This is a genomic window from Micromonospora phaseoli, from assembly GCF_900109115.1.
In the GTDB taxonomy this organism is placed as follows: Bacteria; Actinomycetota; Actinomycetes; order Mycobacteriales; family Micromonosporaceae; genus Micromonospora; species Micromonospora phaseoli.
Window position 1 is genome coordinate 461,396 of the sequence record NZ_FNYV01000002.1, and the last position, 18,708, is coordinate 480,103.

Genomic DNA, 18,708 nt, shown 5'->3' on the forward strand with positions numbered 1-18,708 from the left:
CGGGGGGTCAGGGGCGCAGCAGCCGGAACGCGATGAAGCCGGGCGACCGGGACAACTTCTCGTTGACCTCGGGGAAGCGGGCGGCCATCGTCTCGGCCGGCTGCGGCTCGACGAGCCGCTCGATGAGGAATCCGGCGTCGGAGAACTCCTGGCACCATGCCTGAAGCGGCTGCCGCCAGTACCGCACCGTCCACTTCTCCTGCCAGGTCTCCCGCACCGGGGCCCGGTCGAAGTAGCCGCCCCCGGTGAGCAGCCAGTCGCTGGTCGGGTGCGTGGTCGAGACGATCAGGTGACCACCGGGGCGGAGCACCCGGTGCAGTTCCGCCAGGGCCGCACGCCGATCCTCGATGTGGTGGATCACCAGCGCCATGAGAGCGATGTCCTGGGTGGCGTCCGGAAGCCAGCTCAACGGCCGCTCCAGGTCCCAGACCCGCACGTCGACGCGGGCTCCCAACCGGCGCGAGGTCAGCCGCACCATCTCCGGGCTGGCGTCGAAGCCGGTGACGACGGCGCCCCGGGCGAGCAGTTCCTCGGCGTACAGGCCCGGACCGCAACCCACGTCCAGCACCCGGGCACCCGTCAGGTCACCCAGCAGGTCGAGCACGGCCGGTCGGTCGTAGTGGGCGTTGTAGGCGCCGTCCCGGGCGTGAGCCTCGAACTCGGCGGCGAACGACTCGTACATCGGCTCGGTGGGGTGACTCATCCGGACGATGCTGCCACGCCCCGCCACGGCCGTGCGGTGCATACCGCGCCGCAGCCGCCGTAGTGTGGAGTGCCGACAACCGACGGGGAGGCCGTGTGATGAGGCTCGGGTTGCACTACTGGAACTTCTCCACACCGGCCGATCCGGCGGAGATCGCACCGACGCTGGCGGAGACCGCCCGGATCGCGGAGCAGGCCGGCGTCTCGGCGTTCACGGTGATGGACCACTACTTCCAGATGGAGGGCATGGCGTCGGCCGACGAGCCGATGCTCGAGGCGTACACGACGCTGGGCTACCTGGCGGCGGCAACGGAACGGATGACCCTCGGTGTGCTGGTCACCGGAGTGATGTACCGGCACCCGGGCCTGCTCGCCAAGATCGTCACCACGCTCGACGTGCTGTCCGGCGGGCGGGCCCGGCTGGGCATCGGCGCGTCGTGGTACGAGCGTGAGATGCGTGGCCTCGGCGTTCCGGTCGTCCCGGTGGCTGAGCGATTCGAACGTCTCGACGAGACGCTGCACATCTGCCGGCAGATGTGGAGCGACGACGACGGCCGCTTCGACGGCCGGCACTACCAACTGACCGAGACGCTCAACGTGCCGGCGCCGATCAGCCGGCCACATCCGCCGATCATGATCGGTGGCGGCGGCGAGAAGAAGACCCTGCGGCTGGTGGCCCGCCACGCCGATCTGTGCAACCTCTTCGGCACCAGCCCGGCAGAGGTCGCGCACAAGCTCGACGTGCTGCGGGAGCACTGCGCGGCCGAGGACCGGGACTACCACAGCATCGCCAAGACCGTGCTGGTCACCCGTCCGCCGCTGGCCGACGTCGACGCGTTCGTCGCCGAGGTGGCGCAGTACGCGGCACTCGGCGTGACCGAGGTGCAGACGATGCCCGACGGGCACCCGGTCGAGTTCGCGCAGCAACTGGCGCAGCAGCGGGTGGTGGACCGGCTGGCCGACCTCTCACCGGGACGGTAGACGGGCCAACCAGCGTTCGAGGGCCTGCGGTGAGTCGAGCAGCAGCACCGGCGGCCCGGTGGGGTCGCCGTGCCAGGCCCGCATCCGCCGCCGTTCCCGGCCGTACCCGGTGACGTGCCACACCAGGACCGACTCGGCGGACAGGACGCTGCCCAGCGTCTCACGGTTGCCGTTGCAGATCTCCTCCCCGGTCACCAGCCGGCGCAGCGTGCGCCGCAGCAGTCGCCGGAAGGAGAGCCCGCGCGGATAGTCCAGGGCGATGACCAGGTCGGCGCGGACCAACGGCACGTCCCGCCAGCCGTGGTACGCCCCGTCGAGGATCCAGCGGTCCCGCCGGCAGATCGCCTCGATCCGGCTGCGTTGCTGCCCGACCGGCACCTCGGTCCAGTTGGCTTCCCAGAGCAGGTCGTCGACCGGGTACCAGGGCACCCCGAGCCGCTCGGCCAGGCACTGTGCCAGGGTGGACTTGCCGGAACCGTGGACCCCGTAGACCAGGATGCGAGACGGTGTGTTCATCGCGCGGCAGCCTAACCAGCCGACCCGAACAGCCCGCCGGGCGGCACCGGCAGCGATTCGGGCGGCCGGTCACCTGGCCGCCCGGATCGCCGGATCAACGGTTGGTCGCCAGGTCACCGCAGTCGGTCTCGTCCGGCAGCAGCGGCCGCAGGGTCACCGTCCAACGCTTGCCGTCCGAGGCCCACGGGGTCACCGAGGTCGCGCTCGCCGCGGTGGTGAGCAGCTCCTGCGCCTCGTCACCGGTCACCGTGACACAGCCCAGTCCCAGGTCCTTGCTGAGTTCGGTGCCGGGCAACGCCGGGCCGGGCCACGGCACCTCGGCCTGCTCGCCGGCCTCGGCGTTGGCGACCCAGGGCTCGGCGACAGCCGCGACGGCGGTCGGCGCGTACGGCTGCGAATCAGCCTGCGCGGCGGCGAGCGGACCGGACTCGGCGGTCAACGACTCGGCGAAGTCCCGCAGCTTGTCCCGCGCGGCCCGCTGCTCCTCGGTGAGGCCCTGGTCGGCGTCCGGGCCCGGCGCACCGCCGGCCCCCTCGGCGAGCGCGTACACCTCCAACTGTTCGACGCCGGCGTCACCGAGCACGGTGAACCGCGTCGAGGCCGCGTCGGCGACCGGTGGCGTGCCGAGGTCGGCCGGGCCGCCCACACCCGCGGCGCGGGCCGCCTTGATCAGTTCCTGCAGATCGGTGGCGCTGATCGTGCCCACCTGGAGGTTGGGCAACGCCGGGCCGGGATAGCTCAGGGTGACCGGCCCCTCGGTGATCACCCGGCCGTCGCCGTACACACTGATCGCGGGCAGGCGGGTGGCCAGCATGGCCGGCGTGACGAACCCGCCGACGTAGTCCATCCGGAACACCACCGCGTCGGCGGAGTAGGACCGCTCCGGAGAGTCGGAACCTCCCGAGCCGGTGTCATCGGCCTGCTGGCCGCAGGCCGCAGAAGTCAGCAACAGCAGTGGGACGACCGCCAGTCGCCCGCCTCGACGAATCCTCATGCCGATCGGACGTCGGCGGGCCCAGATCGGTTGCATCCCGACACCGCTGAGCGCCGCCATCCGCCCTACCGCCGGCCGTACCCCTCGGCCCGAGTCGGCGTACTCGGGCGATCTGACGGCGCGCCCACCGGTTGGGTCAGGCGCAGTCCCCGGGTGAGCAGCAGCGTCGTGATCAGCGACAGCCCGGCCAGCACGGCGACCGCCCGGTGCGTCGGCAGCAGGTCGGCGACCGCCCCGGCCAGGGCCGCGAAGACCGCCTGCCCGGCATGCATCCCGTTCTGTTGGAGGCCGAGCACCTGACCCCGGGCCTGCGGCGGCGAGTGGTCGATCAGCCGTTCCTGCAGCGGCAGCGATGCCGCGAACCCGACCGAGGCGACCAGGGCGAGGAGCATTGCCGACGGCAGCTCCGGGCGCAGCAGGAAGACGAGGTAGGGCAGCGGCAGCAGGAGCCGCAGCGGCAGCACGAGCCGCTGGCGCGCGGCGGCCGGCAGGAACCGCCCCACCAGCACGTCGCCGGCGAGCATGCCGAGGGCACCGGCGGCGAAGAGAAACCCGGCCCGGTCCCCGGCGTACGGCAGGAACAGCGCCTCGCAGCCGACGACGAGACCGTTGGGCAGCCACAGGTTGAGGTAGAGCGATCGGCGTCCTGGATCGGCCCACAGCTCCCGGTTCACCCGCATGGTCAGGGCCGTCGAGGTCCGCTCCCCGGTCCGGGCCGGTCGCTCCCGCAGACCGAACCAGGTCACCGCCACCACGACGGCGCGCAGCCCGGCGGCGACCAGGAACACCTGGTACGGGCTGAGCCAGACCAGCAGCGCCCCGCCCACCCCGAACCCGGCGATCTGCATGACGCCGACGCTGACGTTCATCGTGGACCGGCCCAACACGTACGCGCCGGCCGGCAGCATGTCGTTGATCAGCGCCCACCGGGCACCGCCGGTGACCGACCCGACGTACGCGACCAGGAGGATCACCACGAATCGGGCCCACAGCGGCAGTCCGGGAACGGCCTGCAGCGCCGCACCGACGAGACCGACCAGGGCGGCGAAGGTCAACGCCCGGCGCGGCGGCAGGCTGTCCGCGGCCGAGAGCAGGGTCAGGCTGCCGAGCACGCTGGCCAGCGGCGCACCGAACATGCTCAGCGCGGTGAGCAGCGCCGACCCGGTGGCCGCGTAGGTCAGCGACCCGAGCGCCAGCGCCGAGGTGGTGTGCGCGGCTATGCCGGCGCAGTTGGCCACGAAGAGATTGCGGAACTCGCGGACGGCGAACAACTCCGAGTACGTCCTCACGCCGATGATCCTCGAACCCCGGCGGTGCGGAGCCGTAGAGTTACGGCTGGGGGCGAAACATGTCGGTCTGGCGGGTGCCGGTGGATCTACTGGCGGGCAGCCGGTTCGTCATCTCGCCGATGACCGACACGGTGGCGGCGCTGAAGACGCTGCACAGCCCCCGCCATCCGTGGCAACACTCCTGGCAGCGGCGGCACCTCGCGGCGTACCAGCGGATGCTGGCGCGGCGGCCGATGCTGCCGGCGCTGCTGGCGGCGGCCTTCGCGCCCCGGTGGATCGCCGACTTCCTCACCCTGCCGCCCGCGACGGCGTCGCCGACCTTCGCCGAGGAGCTGGCCGTCGTCGCCGCCCGTCCCGACGAGCAGATCCGCGCCGACCTGCGGGCGACCCGCCCGGGACCGCTGGCCGAGGTGCTGTGCCACGACGGTCTGACCGAGCAGGTGGTGTACCTGCTCGACTGGGTGTGGACACACACGGTGCGCCCGGAGTGGCCGGAGCGGGAACGCCGGCTGCGGGCCGACGTGGTGGCCCGTACCTCGCGGCTGAGCGCTCAGGGGTGGGCGGGGCTCTTCGCGGACCTCAACCCCGGGATGCGGTGGCTGGGTGACGGCTGGCTCCAGGTCAACGACCATCCCGCCGCGCCGCTGCCGCTTGACCGGGCCGACCAACTGGTGTTCGTCCCGGCCCACTGCGCCCGGGGCTGGGTGGTGTGGGATCAGGACCGTTTTGGCATGGTCTACCCGGCCAGCGGCATCCTCGCCGAGGTGTCCCCGCCCACGCCGGACGGGCTGGACCGGCTGATCGGCGCGAACCGCGCCGCCATCCTGGTCCGGCTGGGCACGCCGCTGAGCACCTCGCACCTGGCCGCGCTCACCGGGCTGTCCGTGGGTGCGGTCGGTGACCACCTGCGGGTACTGCTCGACGCGGGCATGGTGACCAAACGCCGCTCGGGGCGGGAGGTGCTCTACTGGCACACCTCCCGCGGCGCCGCCCTGGCGGCCGGTGACCCGGCCACCGCGGCGGCCCGGGTGGAGGACCTCAGGCCAGGTTGATCGTGTACTCCGCGGTGTGCACCTTCCCGTCGACCTGGAAGTCGAAGTACGCCCGGTAACGTCCCGTGCTCGGTGCGGTCAGCCAGAACGTGACCGCCCCGTCGACGAGCTCCGGTTCCGGATGGACGTGCAGGTAGCCCAGGTCACCCTCACGGACCACGACCAGGTGCCCGTACGCGCCCAGGTAGCGCTCCAACTGGGTCACTCCGCCGACACCGGCGCGGCTGACCCGGAAAGTCATCGGCGTGGTGACCCCCACGGTGGGCGTACCCGCCATCGACACCTCGTACGGCCCGGCCGTCGCCTGCGGCTGTGGCGGCGGCAAACCGGCGGGCTGGTATCCGCCCGGCACGTCATGGTCGACGCCGAGCACCAGCGGCAGCGGGGTGCCCTCCGCGCTCGTGACGGTGAAGTCGGCGTAGATGCGGTAGCCGCCGGCTCGGGGCAGTTTCAGCAACACACTCCAGGTGCCGTCGGCCGCCATCGTCGGGTGCAGGTGCTGGTACCCGCCGAGGTCGCGGCCGACCACGATCAGGTGCAGTGGCTTCTCGTGTACGACCGTAAAGCGGGTCGCCGCCTGTCCGTCGGTACCGACGATCCGGAAGCGGTAGTCCACGGATTCGCCGGGCGGCTGGGAGCGCAGCACCGGTTTGAGCGTGTAACCGCCGGCGCTGACCGTCGTTCCGCTCGCCTGCGCCGGACCGTCACCGGAGTGGGTGTGTGGTCCCGCGCCCGGCGGGTGCTGATGACCGTCGCCCGCAGCCACCGCCGGTCCTCCGGCGGGCGCGATGGCCTGCGGTGCTCCGGCGGCGGTGCGCTGGTCGGTGCCGCCGATCCGGCCGAGCCCGAACCCGGCCAGCAGCGCCACCACCAGACCACCGACCAGCAGGGCGAGCCGAGTGTCGCGCCGCCGGGACGCCGGACCGGGAGCGGACTCAGCCGTCGGCGGCCGGGACTTCACCGCGACCGCCGTCCGGGCGGGGGTCACCGTGCCGCCCGTGCCCACCGTGCCGCCCGTGCCCGCCGTGCCGGGCCGCGCTGCCGGGACAGTCGCCGGTGGCCGCTTACCGGCGGCTGCGGACGTGGCGCGTCGGCCGCCGCCGGCACCACGCGGGGCGGGTCCGGGCCGACCTCGGGACCGGGAGCCGCCGCCGGGCCGGCGTGCCGGTCCCCGGCCTCGGCCAGTGCCGGCCGGGCTGCGTCGCCAGGCGACGAAACCGGCGGCCGCGGCGATGGCCACCGCCACGCCGATCCAGGCCAGTGGGCCGGCGCCCCCCGAATCGTCCGCAGCCGGCGCGGTGGCCGGCGCCGACGGGACCGGCGAGGCGGCCGGCGCCGTCGACGCACCCGGCGCCGGCTGGTTCCCGGAGGTGCCGTGCTGCTCCGCGGCGGCCAGCAACGCCGGCGCCGGCTGGCCGGTCGGCGGCTGCCAACCCGACGGTGCCGCCGTCGCCTTCCCCGTGTAGCGGAAGGTCACTGCGCCGCGTACCGGATCTCCGTCCGAGGCCACCGACAGGTAGCTCACCGAGTACTTGCCCGCTGCCGGCAGGTGCGCGAGGGTCACCACGGCGGCGAAGCCGGTCGTGTACTCACGCGGTTCGAAAACGCCGTTCACCAGGAAGTACTCCCGGACCGGCTGGTCCAGCGGCCGGGGCTCGCCATGCGTCCAGCCGGTGTCGACCCGCTCGCCGCCCGGGGCGGTGATGGTGAAGTACGCGTCCTCGCGGACCTTCTCGGTGAAGTAGAGCCGCACCGCCGTCACTGGTTCGTCGACGGTGGCGCCATCGGCCGGTGTGGACGTCGCCAGGGTGCCGTGCGCCGAAGCGGGCGAGGCGGAGCCGAGGAAGGCGACGACCGAGGCGAGGACCAGCGCGAGCAGACCCGCGACCACGCGGTCAGCAGCCCGAGGGAGGGGACACATCAGATCATCCTTGTGGTGCTGCCGCTTTATTCAATAGCTCTTCATCTTTTTGTTCAGATGGCAAAAGTTCTGCCGCCGTCAGCCAGAATTTCGGCGATCGATCTCCACGATCTCGTCAGCCGTCGATGAGTACGGACTTGCGGCCCTCCTCGCGGGCCCGGGCGAGCAGCTGCGCGAGTCGCCGACGACGCCGGCGGACGACGCTCCGGCCGGCCAGGACCACCGCGACGAGGACGACCGCAAGAGCCAGTTGCGGCCAGGGCAGGGTCCACCCGGTCACCGTGGCGCTTCCCGGCCGGATCTCGGCGCCGGCCGCCTCGCCGGAGGACAGGGCGAGGGTCACCTCGATCGTCGAGTTGAGCCGTACCAACCCCCATACCCCGTCGACGCGTACCTCGACCTGCCGGTTGCCGCCTGGCAACAACTCCTCGACCTGGGCCTCCGTGTCCCGGTTCACCAGGCCGAACAGTTCGGTGACACGGGCTTCGCCGTCGCCGGTCACCGCGACGTTGCCCTGGTTCGTCGCGGTGTACGTGAGCTGGACGGTGCCGGCCGAGAAGGGGTTCCACGAGCGCTCGTATCTGGCGCTGAGGTCACTGACCACGAGCGCGGCCGTGACGGTGCCGCTGGCCCGCATCATGACCCGGAAGCCGACCCGGCTCTCCACGGCCACCGTGCCGGCGCCGCTGGTGACTGTCGCCGCGATGCCGGCCGGGTGATCCCCCGGTGTCGCATCCCTCGGCACCGTGATGGTGAACGGCACCACCTTCGTCTGCTTCGGCCCGACGGTCACCGTCTCCCGCACGTCGATCCAGGTGCCACCGGCCACCGACTCCTTGTCGGAGGCGAGCATGTTGAAGCGTCCCTTGTCGGTCAGGTAGCCGTCGGCTGCCTTCAGCGCGAACACCACCGCGGCGTCGCTGAAGTTCCGGACCGCGAGGTGCTCGGTCACCACCTGGCCCGGGTCGAGCGTGCGCTCGATCCACCGACGACCGTCCGGGCCCTGCTCGTTGGCCGGCTGCACGGCCCAGGTCACCGTCGGAGTCGTCGGCGCGGCCGACCCGGCGGCCGGCGCGACCGGCACGACGATCAGCGCCGTCGCCAGCACGGCGATCAGGCGCGACCACACCCGCGACGAGGTTCGGATCATCAGGCAGCCCTTCGACGCAAAAGAGGTAGCCGGCCCGGGGGCCGCCATCCGGCGGCCCCCGGGCCATGCTGTTACTCGAACAGGGACAGGGTCAACGTCGAGGTGTACGAACCCGCGGCGACATCCGGCGCAGTACGCAGGAACAGGTCCGCGTCGACGGAGTACGCGTCACCGGCGACGGCCCCGGAGTCGAACGTCGACACCAGCAACTCCTGGTCCACCAGGCCCACGTTGTTGCCCGGCTGCGTCGGCTCGTCGAGGACGGTCACCACCTCCTCGCCCTCACTCACCAGTCCCGTGTCCCCACCGTCGAGCAGCCGCGGCCGCCAGCCCAGGTGACCGGCGCCGATCGGCGGCTGGCCGGCGCCGCCGACGAAGTCGGTGGCGCTGCCCAACACCGCCCAGGCGGCGTTGTCAGGTACCTCGTCGGACGTACGCGTGTCGGTCACCGTCACCGTCGGCAGGGTCCCGACGAACTGGCGGACCAGCAGGGTCGAGCCGTCCTCCGACAACGCCACCGAGTCCCCCGCGATCGACAGGGCCAGCACCCCCGGCTCCTCGATCTCCTCGATATCCACCGTCACCTCCACGTCGGCGCTGTCGCCGGGCTCGGCGAGGGCCGGCGACGAGACCGCCACCGTCCCGACCAGGAGGGCACCCGCGGCACCCGCCGCGAGCAGCCGCTTGCGATTCCATGTGCTCATCCGTTGCTCCGTCGTCGTTCGTGTCGGGTGGGAGTCAGGCGCCGCAGTTGACGCCGGGATATTCGGCGGTACGAACGGTCGTCGCGTCGCTGCCGCCGGCCGCTGCGGTGACCCGGACGGTCGCCGCGCCGGCCGGCACCGACGCCGTCCGCGCGTTGAACTGCTGGTAGGCGTTCGCCCCGGGGGCAACGTTCGGCACCGACCGCTGGCCGTACGCGGTCTCCAGCACCACGTCCACCGCAGCGTCATGGTCGTTACGGGCCTGCACCGCCACGTACGCGCTACCGCCCACGCACCGCACCTGCGCACTGACCGTGACCGGCAGGTCGGCGCCGTCGGCGGCCTCGAAGGCCCAGTTGTCGAGTTCGAAGAGGTCGACACCGTCGGGTCCCGCGTAGGTGAAGTACACGTCGTGTACCCCGGCGACGCCGTCGAGCTCAGCGGTCAACTCCGTCCACTCGCCGAGCGGCCCGTCGACCGGGATGGTCGCCACCACCGGCGCGGTGACCTCGTCGAGCCGGATCTGGATCTGGCCGCCGGCCGCCAGCGGACGCACCTTCGCCGTGACGCTGCGGGCGCCCGCACCGAAGTCCACCGACGACAACGCCGTCCAGTCGCCATTGTCGATGTCGCGTACCACCAGATTCGGTGCCGAGTCGCCGAACTGGGCGGATCCGCCGTCGACCTTGACCGTGGCGACGCCCTTGCTCCAGCCGAAGGTCTCCGCCTCGAACACCCGGTACGGGTCGAAGTCGCGGACCTGGTCCACCCCGGCGTAGGTGCCGACGACCTGCTGGATCGTGCCGTCCGAGTTGAAGGTCAACTCTTGGATGTGCGGGCTGCGGTACCCCTGGGTGGTGTCCCCGTTGATCCGCTTGTTCAGCGTCGGAGCATGGTGGGTGAAGTAGTACCTGCCCTCGTACTCGAAGACCGACTGGTGGTTGTTGCCGCCGGTGCCGGCGCCGAAGAACTGCGACTGGTTCGGGAAGAGCACACCCGCATAGGTCTCCTTCGGCCACACCATCGGGTCGTCGGAGATCAGGTAGCCGATCTGGCCACCGCCGGGGTAGCCGGGCAGCGGGGTCTGGTTGCCACCGAAGTCGTTCCCGCCGAAGTGCGAGGAGTACGAGAGGTAGTACTTGCCGTCGCGCTTGAACACCTGGGCCGCCTCGAAGGCCACCGGGGCGTCCACGACCTCAGCCGTGCCCTCGGTCGACACCATGTCGTCGCCGAGCCTGATCGACCGGAGGTTCTTCGGGTTGTTGAAGCGCTCTGCCGCCGGCATGCTCGTCGCGGCCGGACCGCCACCGAAGTAGAGGTACGGCTCGCCGTCGTCGTCGACGAACGGGGCCGGGTCGAACTTCCACGCGACCGCCTCGGCACCCGGCGTACGGCCGTCGATCAGCGTGCTGGTGCGCTCGCTGCTCCACGGACCGAGCGGCGACCCGCCCGTGATCACATTGCTCGACCCGCCACCGTTGGCGTAGTAGAGGAAGAACTTCTCCTCGCCGTCCACCACCTTCTTGGCCATCCCCGGCGCCCAGGAGTTGTTGGTGAACGGGGCCACGCCGTTCGGGCCGGCCACCTGGATCTCACCGTGGTCCGTCCAGTTCACCAGGTCCTCCGAGGAGATGACGGTGATCTGGTTGATGTCGCCGTAGTTGATGCCCGGCGAGACGCCGGTGACCGGGTCCGGCGCGTACCCCTGGGTGTCGTTTGTCATGTACATGTACACCCGGCCGTCGTGCACGAAGCCGAACCCGTCGGCACCGAACTTGTGCCCGATCAAGGGGTTGTGCTGGCCGGGCAGCTTTCCGACGACCTCGACGGTCTTCGACGGGGCAGCGGGCGGCGCGGCACCGACAACCGACACGTCATCGAGCTTGAAATCCATCAGGTGCACCTCCGGGTCATCCGACGGCGTACTCGTCCAGGGCGTCTCGAAGAACAGGCGTGCGGTGGAGACGCTCTGCGCCGCCGGGACGGTGAACATGCCGTTGAACTGCGCCCACTGGCCCTTCGTCGCCGTCACGCTGACGAGGTTGGTGTAGTTGGCCGCGCCGTAGTGCATCGTGGCGAAGAACTGCTTCGTGGCGGGGCCGTTCGGGTTCTCGTACTTGATCCGGGCGGTGAGCGAGTAGGTCTGCCCCGCCTGCACCTTGCCGCTGAGGTCCTGCATCGGGCCGGAGCCCGTCGTCGCCCGGTTCGTGACGAGCGCGGCGCTCGATCCGGAGTAGGCGTCCGTCGTCGGCGAGAGCGTGGCGCCGTCGCTGGCGTTGCCGTTGTTGACGAACCAACTGGTCAGGCCGTCCTCGAATCCGCCGTTGACGATGAGGTCCGTCTCGGCGGCCTGGGCGGGTGCCGTCGCGACGAACCCCGCGGCCAGCATGACGCCGACCGCGGCGATCGCCCCGGCCCGTCGTCGGGCCGTCCTTCGCTCGTGCTGTACCACTGAAGATCCTCCTTGATCACTTGTCTGGATCCGGGGCGGCGCGGGCGGTGCGCGGCCACCCACGCCGCCGTGGTCACTGGGACCGAAGGGGCCCGCAGTGCAGGGCCGGGTATGTGGCGGTGTGGACGGTCGTCCCCTCCGGGTCGCCGATCGCTGCGGTGACCCGGACGGTCGCCACGCCGGCCGGCACCGACGCCGTCCGCGCGTTGAACTGCTGGTAGGCGTTCGCCCCGGGGACCACGTTCGGCACCGACCGCTGGCCGTACGCGGTCTCCAGCACCACGTCCACCGCAGCGTCATGGTCGTTACGGGCCTGCACCGCCACGTACGCGCTACCGCCCACGCACCGCACCTGCGCACTGACCGTGACCGGCAGGGTGGGCTGGTCGGCCGTGAGCGTGCCGAGTCGGGCCAGTTGGTAGCTCAGCGCCCGCTCCGGTGCGTCGATCTGATTCTGGGTACCGAATCCGGCTGCCCGCGCCGCCTGTGCCTCGGCGAGCCGGGCCCGCATCGCGGCCCACGCGACGGCCGGATGGTCGTCCTCGTGCAGCGTGCCGGCGTAGTCGATGGCGGCATCCAGAGCGGTGCTGTCCAACGGCCGGTGCTGCGCCGTCAGCACGTCGCTGAGCAGGAAGTGGTCGAAGTCGACGTGCCCGCCGGTCGCCTGCGTCGCGTAGTTGAACAGGCCGACCCGGTGGCCCATGAAGTGGGCGAGGCTACCGTCCAACGTCTGCGGGCCCACCCGGCTGCCCAACTGCGTCCACTGCCGCCCGTCGAGGCTGTAGTGGAAGGTCGTCCAGAGCTGGCCGGTCGGTGACGCGAAGTCGAGATCCGCCTTGAGGTGAACCTGGGTCGCGTCACCCAGCGAGACGGTGGTGCCCGGCAGGAAGGTCTCCAGCGTCGCCTGGTCGAGGTCGACCGCGAAGGGTTGGCCCCGGTTCACCACGCCGATGGTGTTGACCCCGTCGGTCCGCTTGACGGCCACGTACGAGAATCCGCGGTTGTAGGCGGCCAGGCCGGCGACGTCACCATCTTTGATGGCGGAGATGTCCATCCTGGTCTCGACCGACTGCCGTGGACCGAACGTCCGCTGTGAGAGCGTGTTGCGGGCCTCCTCGAACCAGGCCAGCTCCGCGCGGTTGGACAGCTTGGTGTAGACGTACTGACCGGTGACCACCTTGCCGGCGGTCAGCCGCAACCAGCCCTCCCGGTCGGTGAGCGACCAGTACCGGTTGTCCGGGGCATGGTTCCACTCCCACGCCAGGTCCAGCCGCGAGCCGTTGGGGGCGATCTCGTCCTCGAGCCCCGGTGGGATCGTCCACTGCTCGTCCTGGTACGCCTTGTGCGGCGCGTCGTTGGCGAAGTCGTCCGAGACGACGATGCTCTTCTGCCGTTCGAAGCGCTCCTGGGCCGGGCTGAGTGCGATCGGCTTGTCGAACGGGCCGTCCACCGGCACCGCTCCGTTGTTGCCGAAGGTCGGCCAGCCGCCGGACCAGGTGGCGGGAATCAGCGCCGGAATGCGTCCGATCGGGAAGGTGTCCCGGAAGAACATGCCGTGCCAGTCGGTCCCGCCGTCGGCGCGTGCGATCGGCACCAGACTGCCCTGCGCGAAGCCGTTGGAGTTGAGGACTCCGCGCGCCTCGTAGGTGTTCACGCCACCGGCCGAGGTGTAGCGGCCGAGCAGTTCCCGCGAGCGGAACATGACGACCTGCCGTCCCTGACCGGTGGGCCAGGTGATGATGACGGCGTAGTACCAGCCGTCGATGTGGTAGACCTGCGCGCCCTCGAACAGGCCGCCGATGAACGGCTGGCCGGCGTAGTTGCCCGCGGTGAAGATGTTCGGGTAGTCCTGCGTGATCGCCGTCAGGTCGGCGTTGAGCCGCACGGCGCTGGTGCCGCCGGAGCCGTAGAAGATGTACGGCGTGCCGTCGGTGTCGAAGAAGAGCGACGGGTCGTGCAGGCCGCGCCCCAGCGCCGTACGCTGCCATCCGCCGTTGGAGATGTCGTCGGTGCGGTAGATGTACGCTCCGCCGAGGTTGTTGGTGTTGAAGGCGACGTAGAAGACGCCCTCGTGGTAGCGCAGCGACGATGCCCACTGGCCCTGGCCGTACGAGTTCTGGCCGTTGCGCAGCGAGAACGAGTCGCCGATGCTCGCCCGGTCGAAGACGTAGTTGACGATCTCCCAGTTCACCAGGTCGTACGACTTCATGATCGGCGCACCCGGACTGAGGTGCATCGTCGTGCTGATCATGTAGTACGTGTCCCGGCCCTCGTCGCTCTCGGCGGCCGGAACCCGCTCCACGCTGATGTCCGGTACGTCGGAACGCAGCAGCGGCACGGTGTACGTGCCGCCACCCCGATCGGTCGACGTGTACGACGATCGGGGTGACCACTCGTCGGCGGCCCCGGCGGCACCGCCGGTGGTGACCAGAGCAGCGCCGAGCAGCGCGCCGACCGTGACGAGCGGGATCCACCGATGTCGGGGATGGGGGGCAGGAGGGCCGTCCGACACCTGCATTGGCGAGCTCCAGACACGAGCGTTACGGGGGCCTTAATAGTGTTAGCGCTAACATCGATGGTCAAGACCTCGACCGATACTGATCTGAAATGTCCACGAAACAGGGCCAGCGGGAGCGCCCGTGCGAGCACTCCGACCAGGGGTGACCACGCCGCCCACGGATCTCCGGGCGAGGTGCCACCGAGTCACGGGAAGTCGTCGGGACTGGTGCCGGGCAGCGTCGCCAGCAGTTGCCCCGCCAGGCCCCGGATCGTGGCGTCCTCCTGACGGGCCAGCCGGATGAGAATCTCCCGGGTCCGGGTGTCCGCGCCGTAGTGGCGGGCCAACGCGAGCAGTGCCGTACGACGGATCTCCCAGTCCTCGTCGTCCACCAGCCGCATCAGCAGCTCCCGCACCCCCACGCGCCCCGCCAGGGTGGCCGCGAGCTGCTCCGCGGCCCGGCGTCGGACCTCCAGATGCGGATCGTCGCGGACCAACCCGACCAGCAGCACCCGGACCTCCGGATCGCTGCCGAAGTGCTCGCCCAGCGCGGCGGCGATGCGGGCGCGGATCGCCGGGTCCTGATCGGCCAGCCGCCGCATCAGCCGCAACGTCACCGCCATGGACGTCGAGCCGCGACCGGTCAGGCAGCGTACCGCCGCGTCGAAGGCCGCCGGGTCGGTGTCGGACTCGATGCACTCCAACAGCACGTCGGTCACCACGTCCGGGCTCCCGTACGCGCTCAGGCTCTGCACGGCGGCCAGCCGGATGCCGGCATAGCTGTCCCGTCGGGCCCGACGGGACAGCGTCTCCACCAGACTGCCGGCCCCGCCGTCGCGGGCCAACGCCTGGGCGGCCGCCCGCAACACGTTCGGATCCGGGTCGCGACGGAGCTGCTCGGCCAGGCACTCCCGCACGTCGTCGTTGAGCGGCTCACCCAGACGTGCCAGGCTGCGGGTGACCCGTAGCCGGACGATCGGGTCCCGTTCCCGGGACGCCCGGCTGATGAGCAGCTCGCGGGTGGCGTGCCCGAGCAGTGTCCGGCCGGTGAGCAGGTCGACCGCGGCGAGCCGGACGCTGGCGGTGAGGTCCTGACGGGCCCGTTCCAGCAGCAGCTCGCCGGTGCGGTGATCCGGGTACGCCTCGGCCAGCGCACGCACCGCGGCGAGCCGCACCGTCGCGTCCTCGTCGGCCCGCGCCGCATGTGCCGCCACCGTCCATCCGGTGTCATCCATGCGGTACCGGTCGGCCAGCACGGTCACCGCCGCGGCCCGCACGGCGGCGTCCTCGTCCTGCTCGATCCGGTCCACCAGCCGGTCCCGGCAGCGTCCGTCCGGGTCGTTCACCAGCACCAGCCGCTGTACGGCGACCGCGCGGACCCGCGCGGAGGCGTCCGATCCGGCCAGCTTGAGCAGCAGTTCGGTGCCCTCGGCGCTGGGTCGCCCGGGCAGCAGCTCGGTGACCAGGCAGCGCCGCACGTCGTCGTGGGAGTCGCCGCCGATCCGGGACAGCGCCCGACTGCGGGCCGCCTCGGCGTGCTCGGGCAACTCCAGGAGGCAGCCCAGCGCGCACTGCACCACCCCGGGATCGGTGTCGGTGGCCAGCAGCCGCTGCAACGTCTCGGCGATGCCCGGCAGGTCGGCGCAGCGCGCGGCGAGCACGGCCACCGCCGCCCGGCGTACCCCCGTGTCCCGATCCTCGGTGGCCCGGGTCAGCAGCAACCGACGGATGTCCTCGGCCTGCTCCGCCCGGCCACCGAGAGACTGCACGGCGAGTGCGCGCACCGCGGGATCGGACGATCCGGCGAGGTCACGCAACACGTCGACGAGGTCGGTACCGGCACCGAAGTTGGTCACCAGCGCGCGTACCGCGGCCTGCCGCACCGCCGTCGAGCCCTCCGCCCGGGCCTGCCCGAGCAGCAGGTCGTGGCAGTGCCGGCGGCTGCGGCTGTTGGTGTCCGGCCGGCCGGCCAGCTCGGCCAGGCCGGCGACCAGGGTGATCCGCGCCTGCCGCTCGCGGCCCTGCCCGAGCTCGCGGACCAGCAGCTCCTCCAGCTGCTCGTCGGCGGTGGAGAGCACCGCGGCGACCCGGGTGGCGAAGGTGGAGCCGGAGCGCCAACTCGTGCGTACCCCACGGCGGCGATACCAGTTCAAGAAGACGGCCCGGCCGGGCCACTGCGGTCCGAGCGCCCGGACGGAGGAGAGCAACTCCTGCTCGGTGAGCTCGACGAGGTTCGGGTCCTCGACGGAGATGCCATGTTCGACCAGGAGCACGACCTGGCGCAGCACCGCCGCACCGGCACCGGTCAGCCCGGCCGGCTGCGGCGCCTCCGCCACGGACTGTGCGGCCAGGACCAGGTTCCACGGTGGACTGGCCAGATTCAGTGGCGGCCAGGGACGGTTGACCTCGGTGGCGATCAGGGTGACCAGGTCGTTGGCGGCGTCGGCGGGCAACGCGCTGGCGACCAGTCGCAGCACCTCCCGCCACGAGGGGTCGGCCCAGTGCTCGCGGAACAACGCCCGCAGCCGGTCGAGCCCCCAGGCGTCCGGATCATGGTCGAACCTGTCCACGATCTCCTCGGCACAGAAGAATTCCAGGAACGTCCGATGTACGAACCCGAACAGCCGCAGCCCGTACCGTTCCAGGATGAAGCTTCGCTGGCGTAATTTGTCGATCATCGAGTACGCCATCGCGTGCGCGCGCTCGTTCTCGAAACCGTAGAACTCCACCAGATGATCCCGGAAGATGCGCGACAGTTCATCCGATTCAATGTAATTTCCGGCGGACCCGGACTCACGGCACTGCATCCAGAAGGCCAGGTGGCGCAGCAGCCGCAGTTTCGCCTGCGGATCCAGTGGCGGCACCTCGCCGTGACTTTCCCGCAGCTGCTTGGTGACGTCCCATTCCGAGATCAACACGTCCGTGACGTGCAGGTAGAGCCGACGCCGGTTGCGCGGCAGCGGTCTGTCCCGGCCGACGATCGCCATGAGCATCAGCAGCAGCGGGTTGCCGGCGATCTCGTGCATCGCCCGGGACCGGCGCAGCACCTCGAGGATCTGCCGTCGCTGTCGGTCCGCCTCGGCCGGCGGGGTGGGCATCACGTAGCGGTACCAGTTGCCGAGGAAACGCTCGATCCGCTCGTCGTCGAGATCCTCCAGGGTGAAGTGGTCGAAGCCGGCGTTGGCGAAGGTGTGCCGGAGGTAGCCGGCCGCCCGTGAGGTGACCACCGTGCGTACCCCGGGATACTCGGCGGCGAAGGTGGCGATCTGCGCGGCGATCTCCTCCCGCTGCGCCGGGTCGAACACCTCGTCCAGACCGTCGAAGAGGAACAGCGCCTGGCCACCCTGGCGCAGATAAGCCTCCAGCACGTCCCGGTCGATCCCGGTCAGCCCCTGCTGGTGCCGGTGCCCGACATAGTCCATCAGTCCGTCGCAGCGACCGTCACCGCGATGCGAGGCGTACGAACGCAGCTCGATCAGGACGGGCAGGTACCGGTGCAGCGCCGACAGGCGCGGCTCGTCGCAGACCCCGGCCAGCGCCAGCGCCACGTAACGCGCGGCGGCGGACTTACCGGAGCCGGGGTCGCCGAGCAGCACGATCGCCCGCCGGGCCGGGTCGCAGACCACGTCGAACAGCGCCGACGCCTCCTTGGCCGCGTACTCCTCCCAGAGCCGCTCCACCTCCTGCGGATCCACCACGCCCGGCAGCTGACTGCCGTCACCGTCCGAGCCGGATCCGGCCCAACGCCACCAGGCCAACGGCATCTCCGGCCGGGCGTCCTCGCGGACCAGGGGTTCGACGAAGACGGTGGACAGACCGATGGTGAGGTAGCCGATGGTGGGACGGGGCGAGACGCCGTCGAGGGACACCGCGTGGTACTGCAACCCCAACTGCTTGTGGTACTGGCCGCGCACCGCCTCCGGCAGGTGGGTGTCCGGGTCGCCGGGCTCGCGCCCGGGAGACCGACCGCTGCGCACGTCGGCCAGCGCCACCGTGACCTTCGCCGAGAGGTCGTCCACGCTGGAGAAGAAGTCGCACAGGTGGCGCTCCTTCAACTCCCGCCGCAGCGCGACGACCTGCCGCCAGTCGCCGTTGCGGTCGACCATGTCCACCGGCCAGGGAACGTCCTCGGCGAGCAGGAAGATCAGACAGGGCTTCCCGGCTGCGAGCGCCTCGCGGTACTCCAGCTCGGTGATGGAGGACTCCTGGCCGGGTGGCCGGTAGCCGTACCGCCAGGCGAACAGGCCGATGTAGAGGTCGCATCGGCGGACGTCGGCCAGGCAGCGTTCCAGAGGCGGCCGGATGTCGGCGCCGTACGCCTCCATCGCGACGTCCTCGATTTCGAGGCGACGCGCTGCCGCGTGCACGGCCGCGCGATAGTCCAGCAGGTCCTTTTGGGTGGCCGAAATGTAAACCTTCATGGACGGCAAACTCCAGGGGTGGCTGGCGA

Annotated in this window: 12 protein-coding genes; 2 read left to right on the forward strand and 10 right to left on the reverse strand. The window is 71.1% G+C overall.

The window, feature by feature from the left end:
• Positions 1–7: 7 nt before the first annotated feature.
• Positions 8–703 carry a class I SAM-dependent methyltransferase gene (locus tag BMY89_RS06875; protein ID WP_092377509.1) on the reverse strand — a complete coding sequence of 232 codons (696 nt, stop codon included), beginning with the start codon at positions 701–703 and terminating at the stop codon, positions 8–10.
• Positions 704–801: 98 nt separating this feature from the next.
• Between BMY89_RS06875 and BMY89_RS06880 the strand changes: the two genes are divergently transcribed.
• Complete coding sequence (locus BMY89_RS06880; RefSeq protein WP_092376659.1) at positions 802–1,683, forward strand: LLM class F420-dependent oxidoreductase; 882 nt, start codon at positions 802–804, stop codon at positions 1,681–1,683.
• Here the strand turns inward: BMY89_RS06880 and BMY89_RS06885 are convergent.
• The 3 genes from BMY89_RS06885 to BMY89_RS06895 all read right to left on the reverse strand — a co-directional run bounded on the left by BMY89_RS06885 (position 1,669) and on the right by BMY89_RS06895 (position 4,482).
• Entirely contained in the window at positions 1,669–2,199 is a 531-nt protein-coding gene (locus BMY89_RS06885; RefSeq protein WP_092376662.1) for an AAA family ATPase, read from the reverse strand. The two genes, BMY89_RS06880 and BMY89_RS06885, sit on opposite strands and share 15 nt — an antisense overlap.
• Positions 2,200–2,293: 94 nt before the next feature.
• Positions 2,294–3,193 (reverse strand): carbohydrate kinase family protein, encoded by a 900-nt coding sequence (locus BMY89_RS06890; RefSeq protein WP_092377511.1) that lies wholly within the window; start codon positions 3,191–3,193, stop codon positions 2,294–2,296.
• Positions 3,194–3,258: 65 nt separating this feature from the next.
• Complete coding sequence (locus BMY89_RS06895; RefSeq protein WP_092376665.1) at positions 3,259–4,482, reverse strand: MFS transporter; 1,224 nt, start codon at positions 4,480–4,482, stop codon at positions 3,259–3,261.
• A gap of 59 nt (positions 4,483–4,541) precedes the next feature.
• Between BMY89_RS06895 and BMY89_RS06900 the strand changes: the two genes are divergently transcribed.
• The gene (locus tag BMY89_RS06900) at positions 4,542–5,534 is read left to right on the forward strand and encodes a helix-turn-helix domain-containing protein (RefSeq protein WP_092376668.1); all 993 of its coding nucleotides are present in this window, start codon (positions 4,542–4,544) and stop codon (positions 5,532–5,534) included.
• Here BMY89_RS06900 and BMY89_RS06905 read toward each other — a convergent pair.
• The 6 genes from BMY89_RS06905 to BMY89_RS06930 form a co-directional block, all read right to left on the reverse strand.
• The gene (locus BMY89_RS06905; RefSeq protein ID WP_092376671.1) at positions 5,521–7,455 is read right to left on the reverse strand and encodes a copper resistance CopC family protein; all 1,935 of its coding nucleotides are present in this window, start codon (positions 7,453–7,455) and stop codon (positions 5,521–5,523) included. The genes BMY89_RS06900 and BMY89_RS06905 overlap by 14 nt on opposite strands.
• 115 nt (positions 7,456–7,570) lie before the next feature.
• Entirely contained in the window at positions 7,571–8,605 is a 1,035-nt protein-coding gene (locus BMY89_RS06910; RefSeq protein WP_092376674.1) for a WxL protein peptidoglycan domain-containing protein, read from the reverse strand.
• A 71-nt stretch (positions 8,606–8,676) separates the two neighbouring features.
• Positions 8,677–9,309: a hypothetical protein gene (locus tag BMY89_RS06915; RefSeq protein ID WP_092376676.1), complete on the reverse strand. Its 633-nt coding sequence runs from the start codon at positions 9,307–9,309 to the stop codon at positions 8,677–8,679.
• Between the two features lie 34 nt (positions 9,310–9,343).
• Positions 9,344–11,761: a family 43 glycosylhydrolase gene (locus tag BMY89_RS06920; RefSeq protein WP_092376679.1), complete on the reverse strand. Its 2,418-nt coding sequence runs from the start codon at positions 11,759–11,761 to the stop codon at positions 9,344–9,346.
• A 73-nt stretch (positions 11,762–11,834) separates the two neighbouring features.
• Positions 11,835–14,279 (reverse strand): glycoside hydrolase family 43 protein, encoded by a 2,445-nt coding sequence (locus tag BMY89_RS06925; protein ID WP_092376681.1) that lies wholly within the window; start codon positions 14,277–14,279, stop codon positions 11,835–11,837.
• A gap of 185 nt (positions 14,280–14,464) precedes the next feature.
• On the reverse strand, positions 14,465–18,679 hold the full coding sequence (locus BMY89_RS06930; protein ID WP_170147745.1) for a HEAT repeat domain-containing protein: 4,215 nt from the start codon (positions 18,677–18,679) through the stop codon (positions 14,465–14,467).
• Positions 18,680–18,708: the final 29 nt, after the last annotated feature.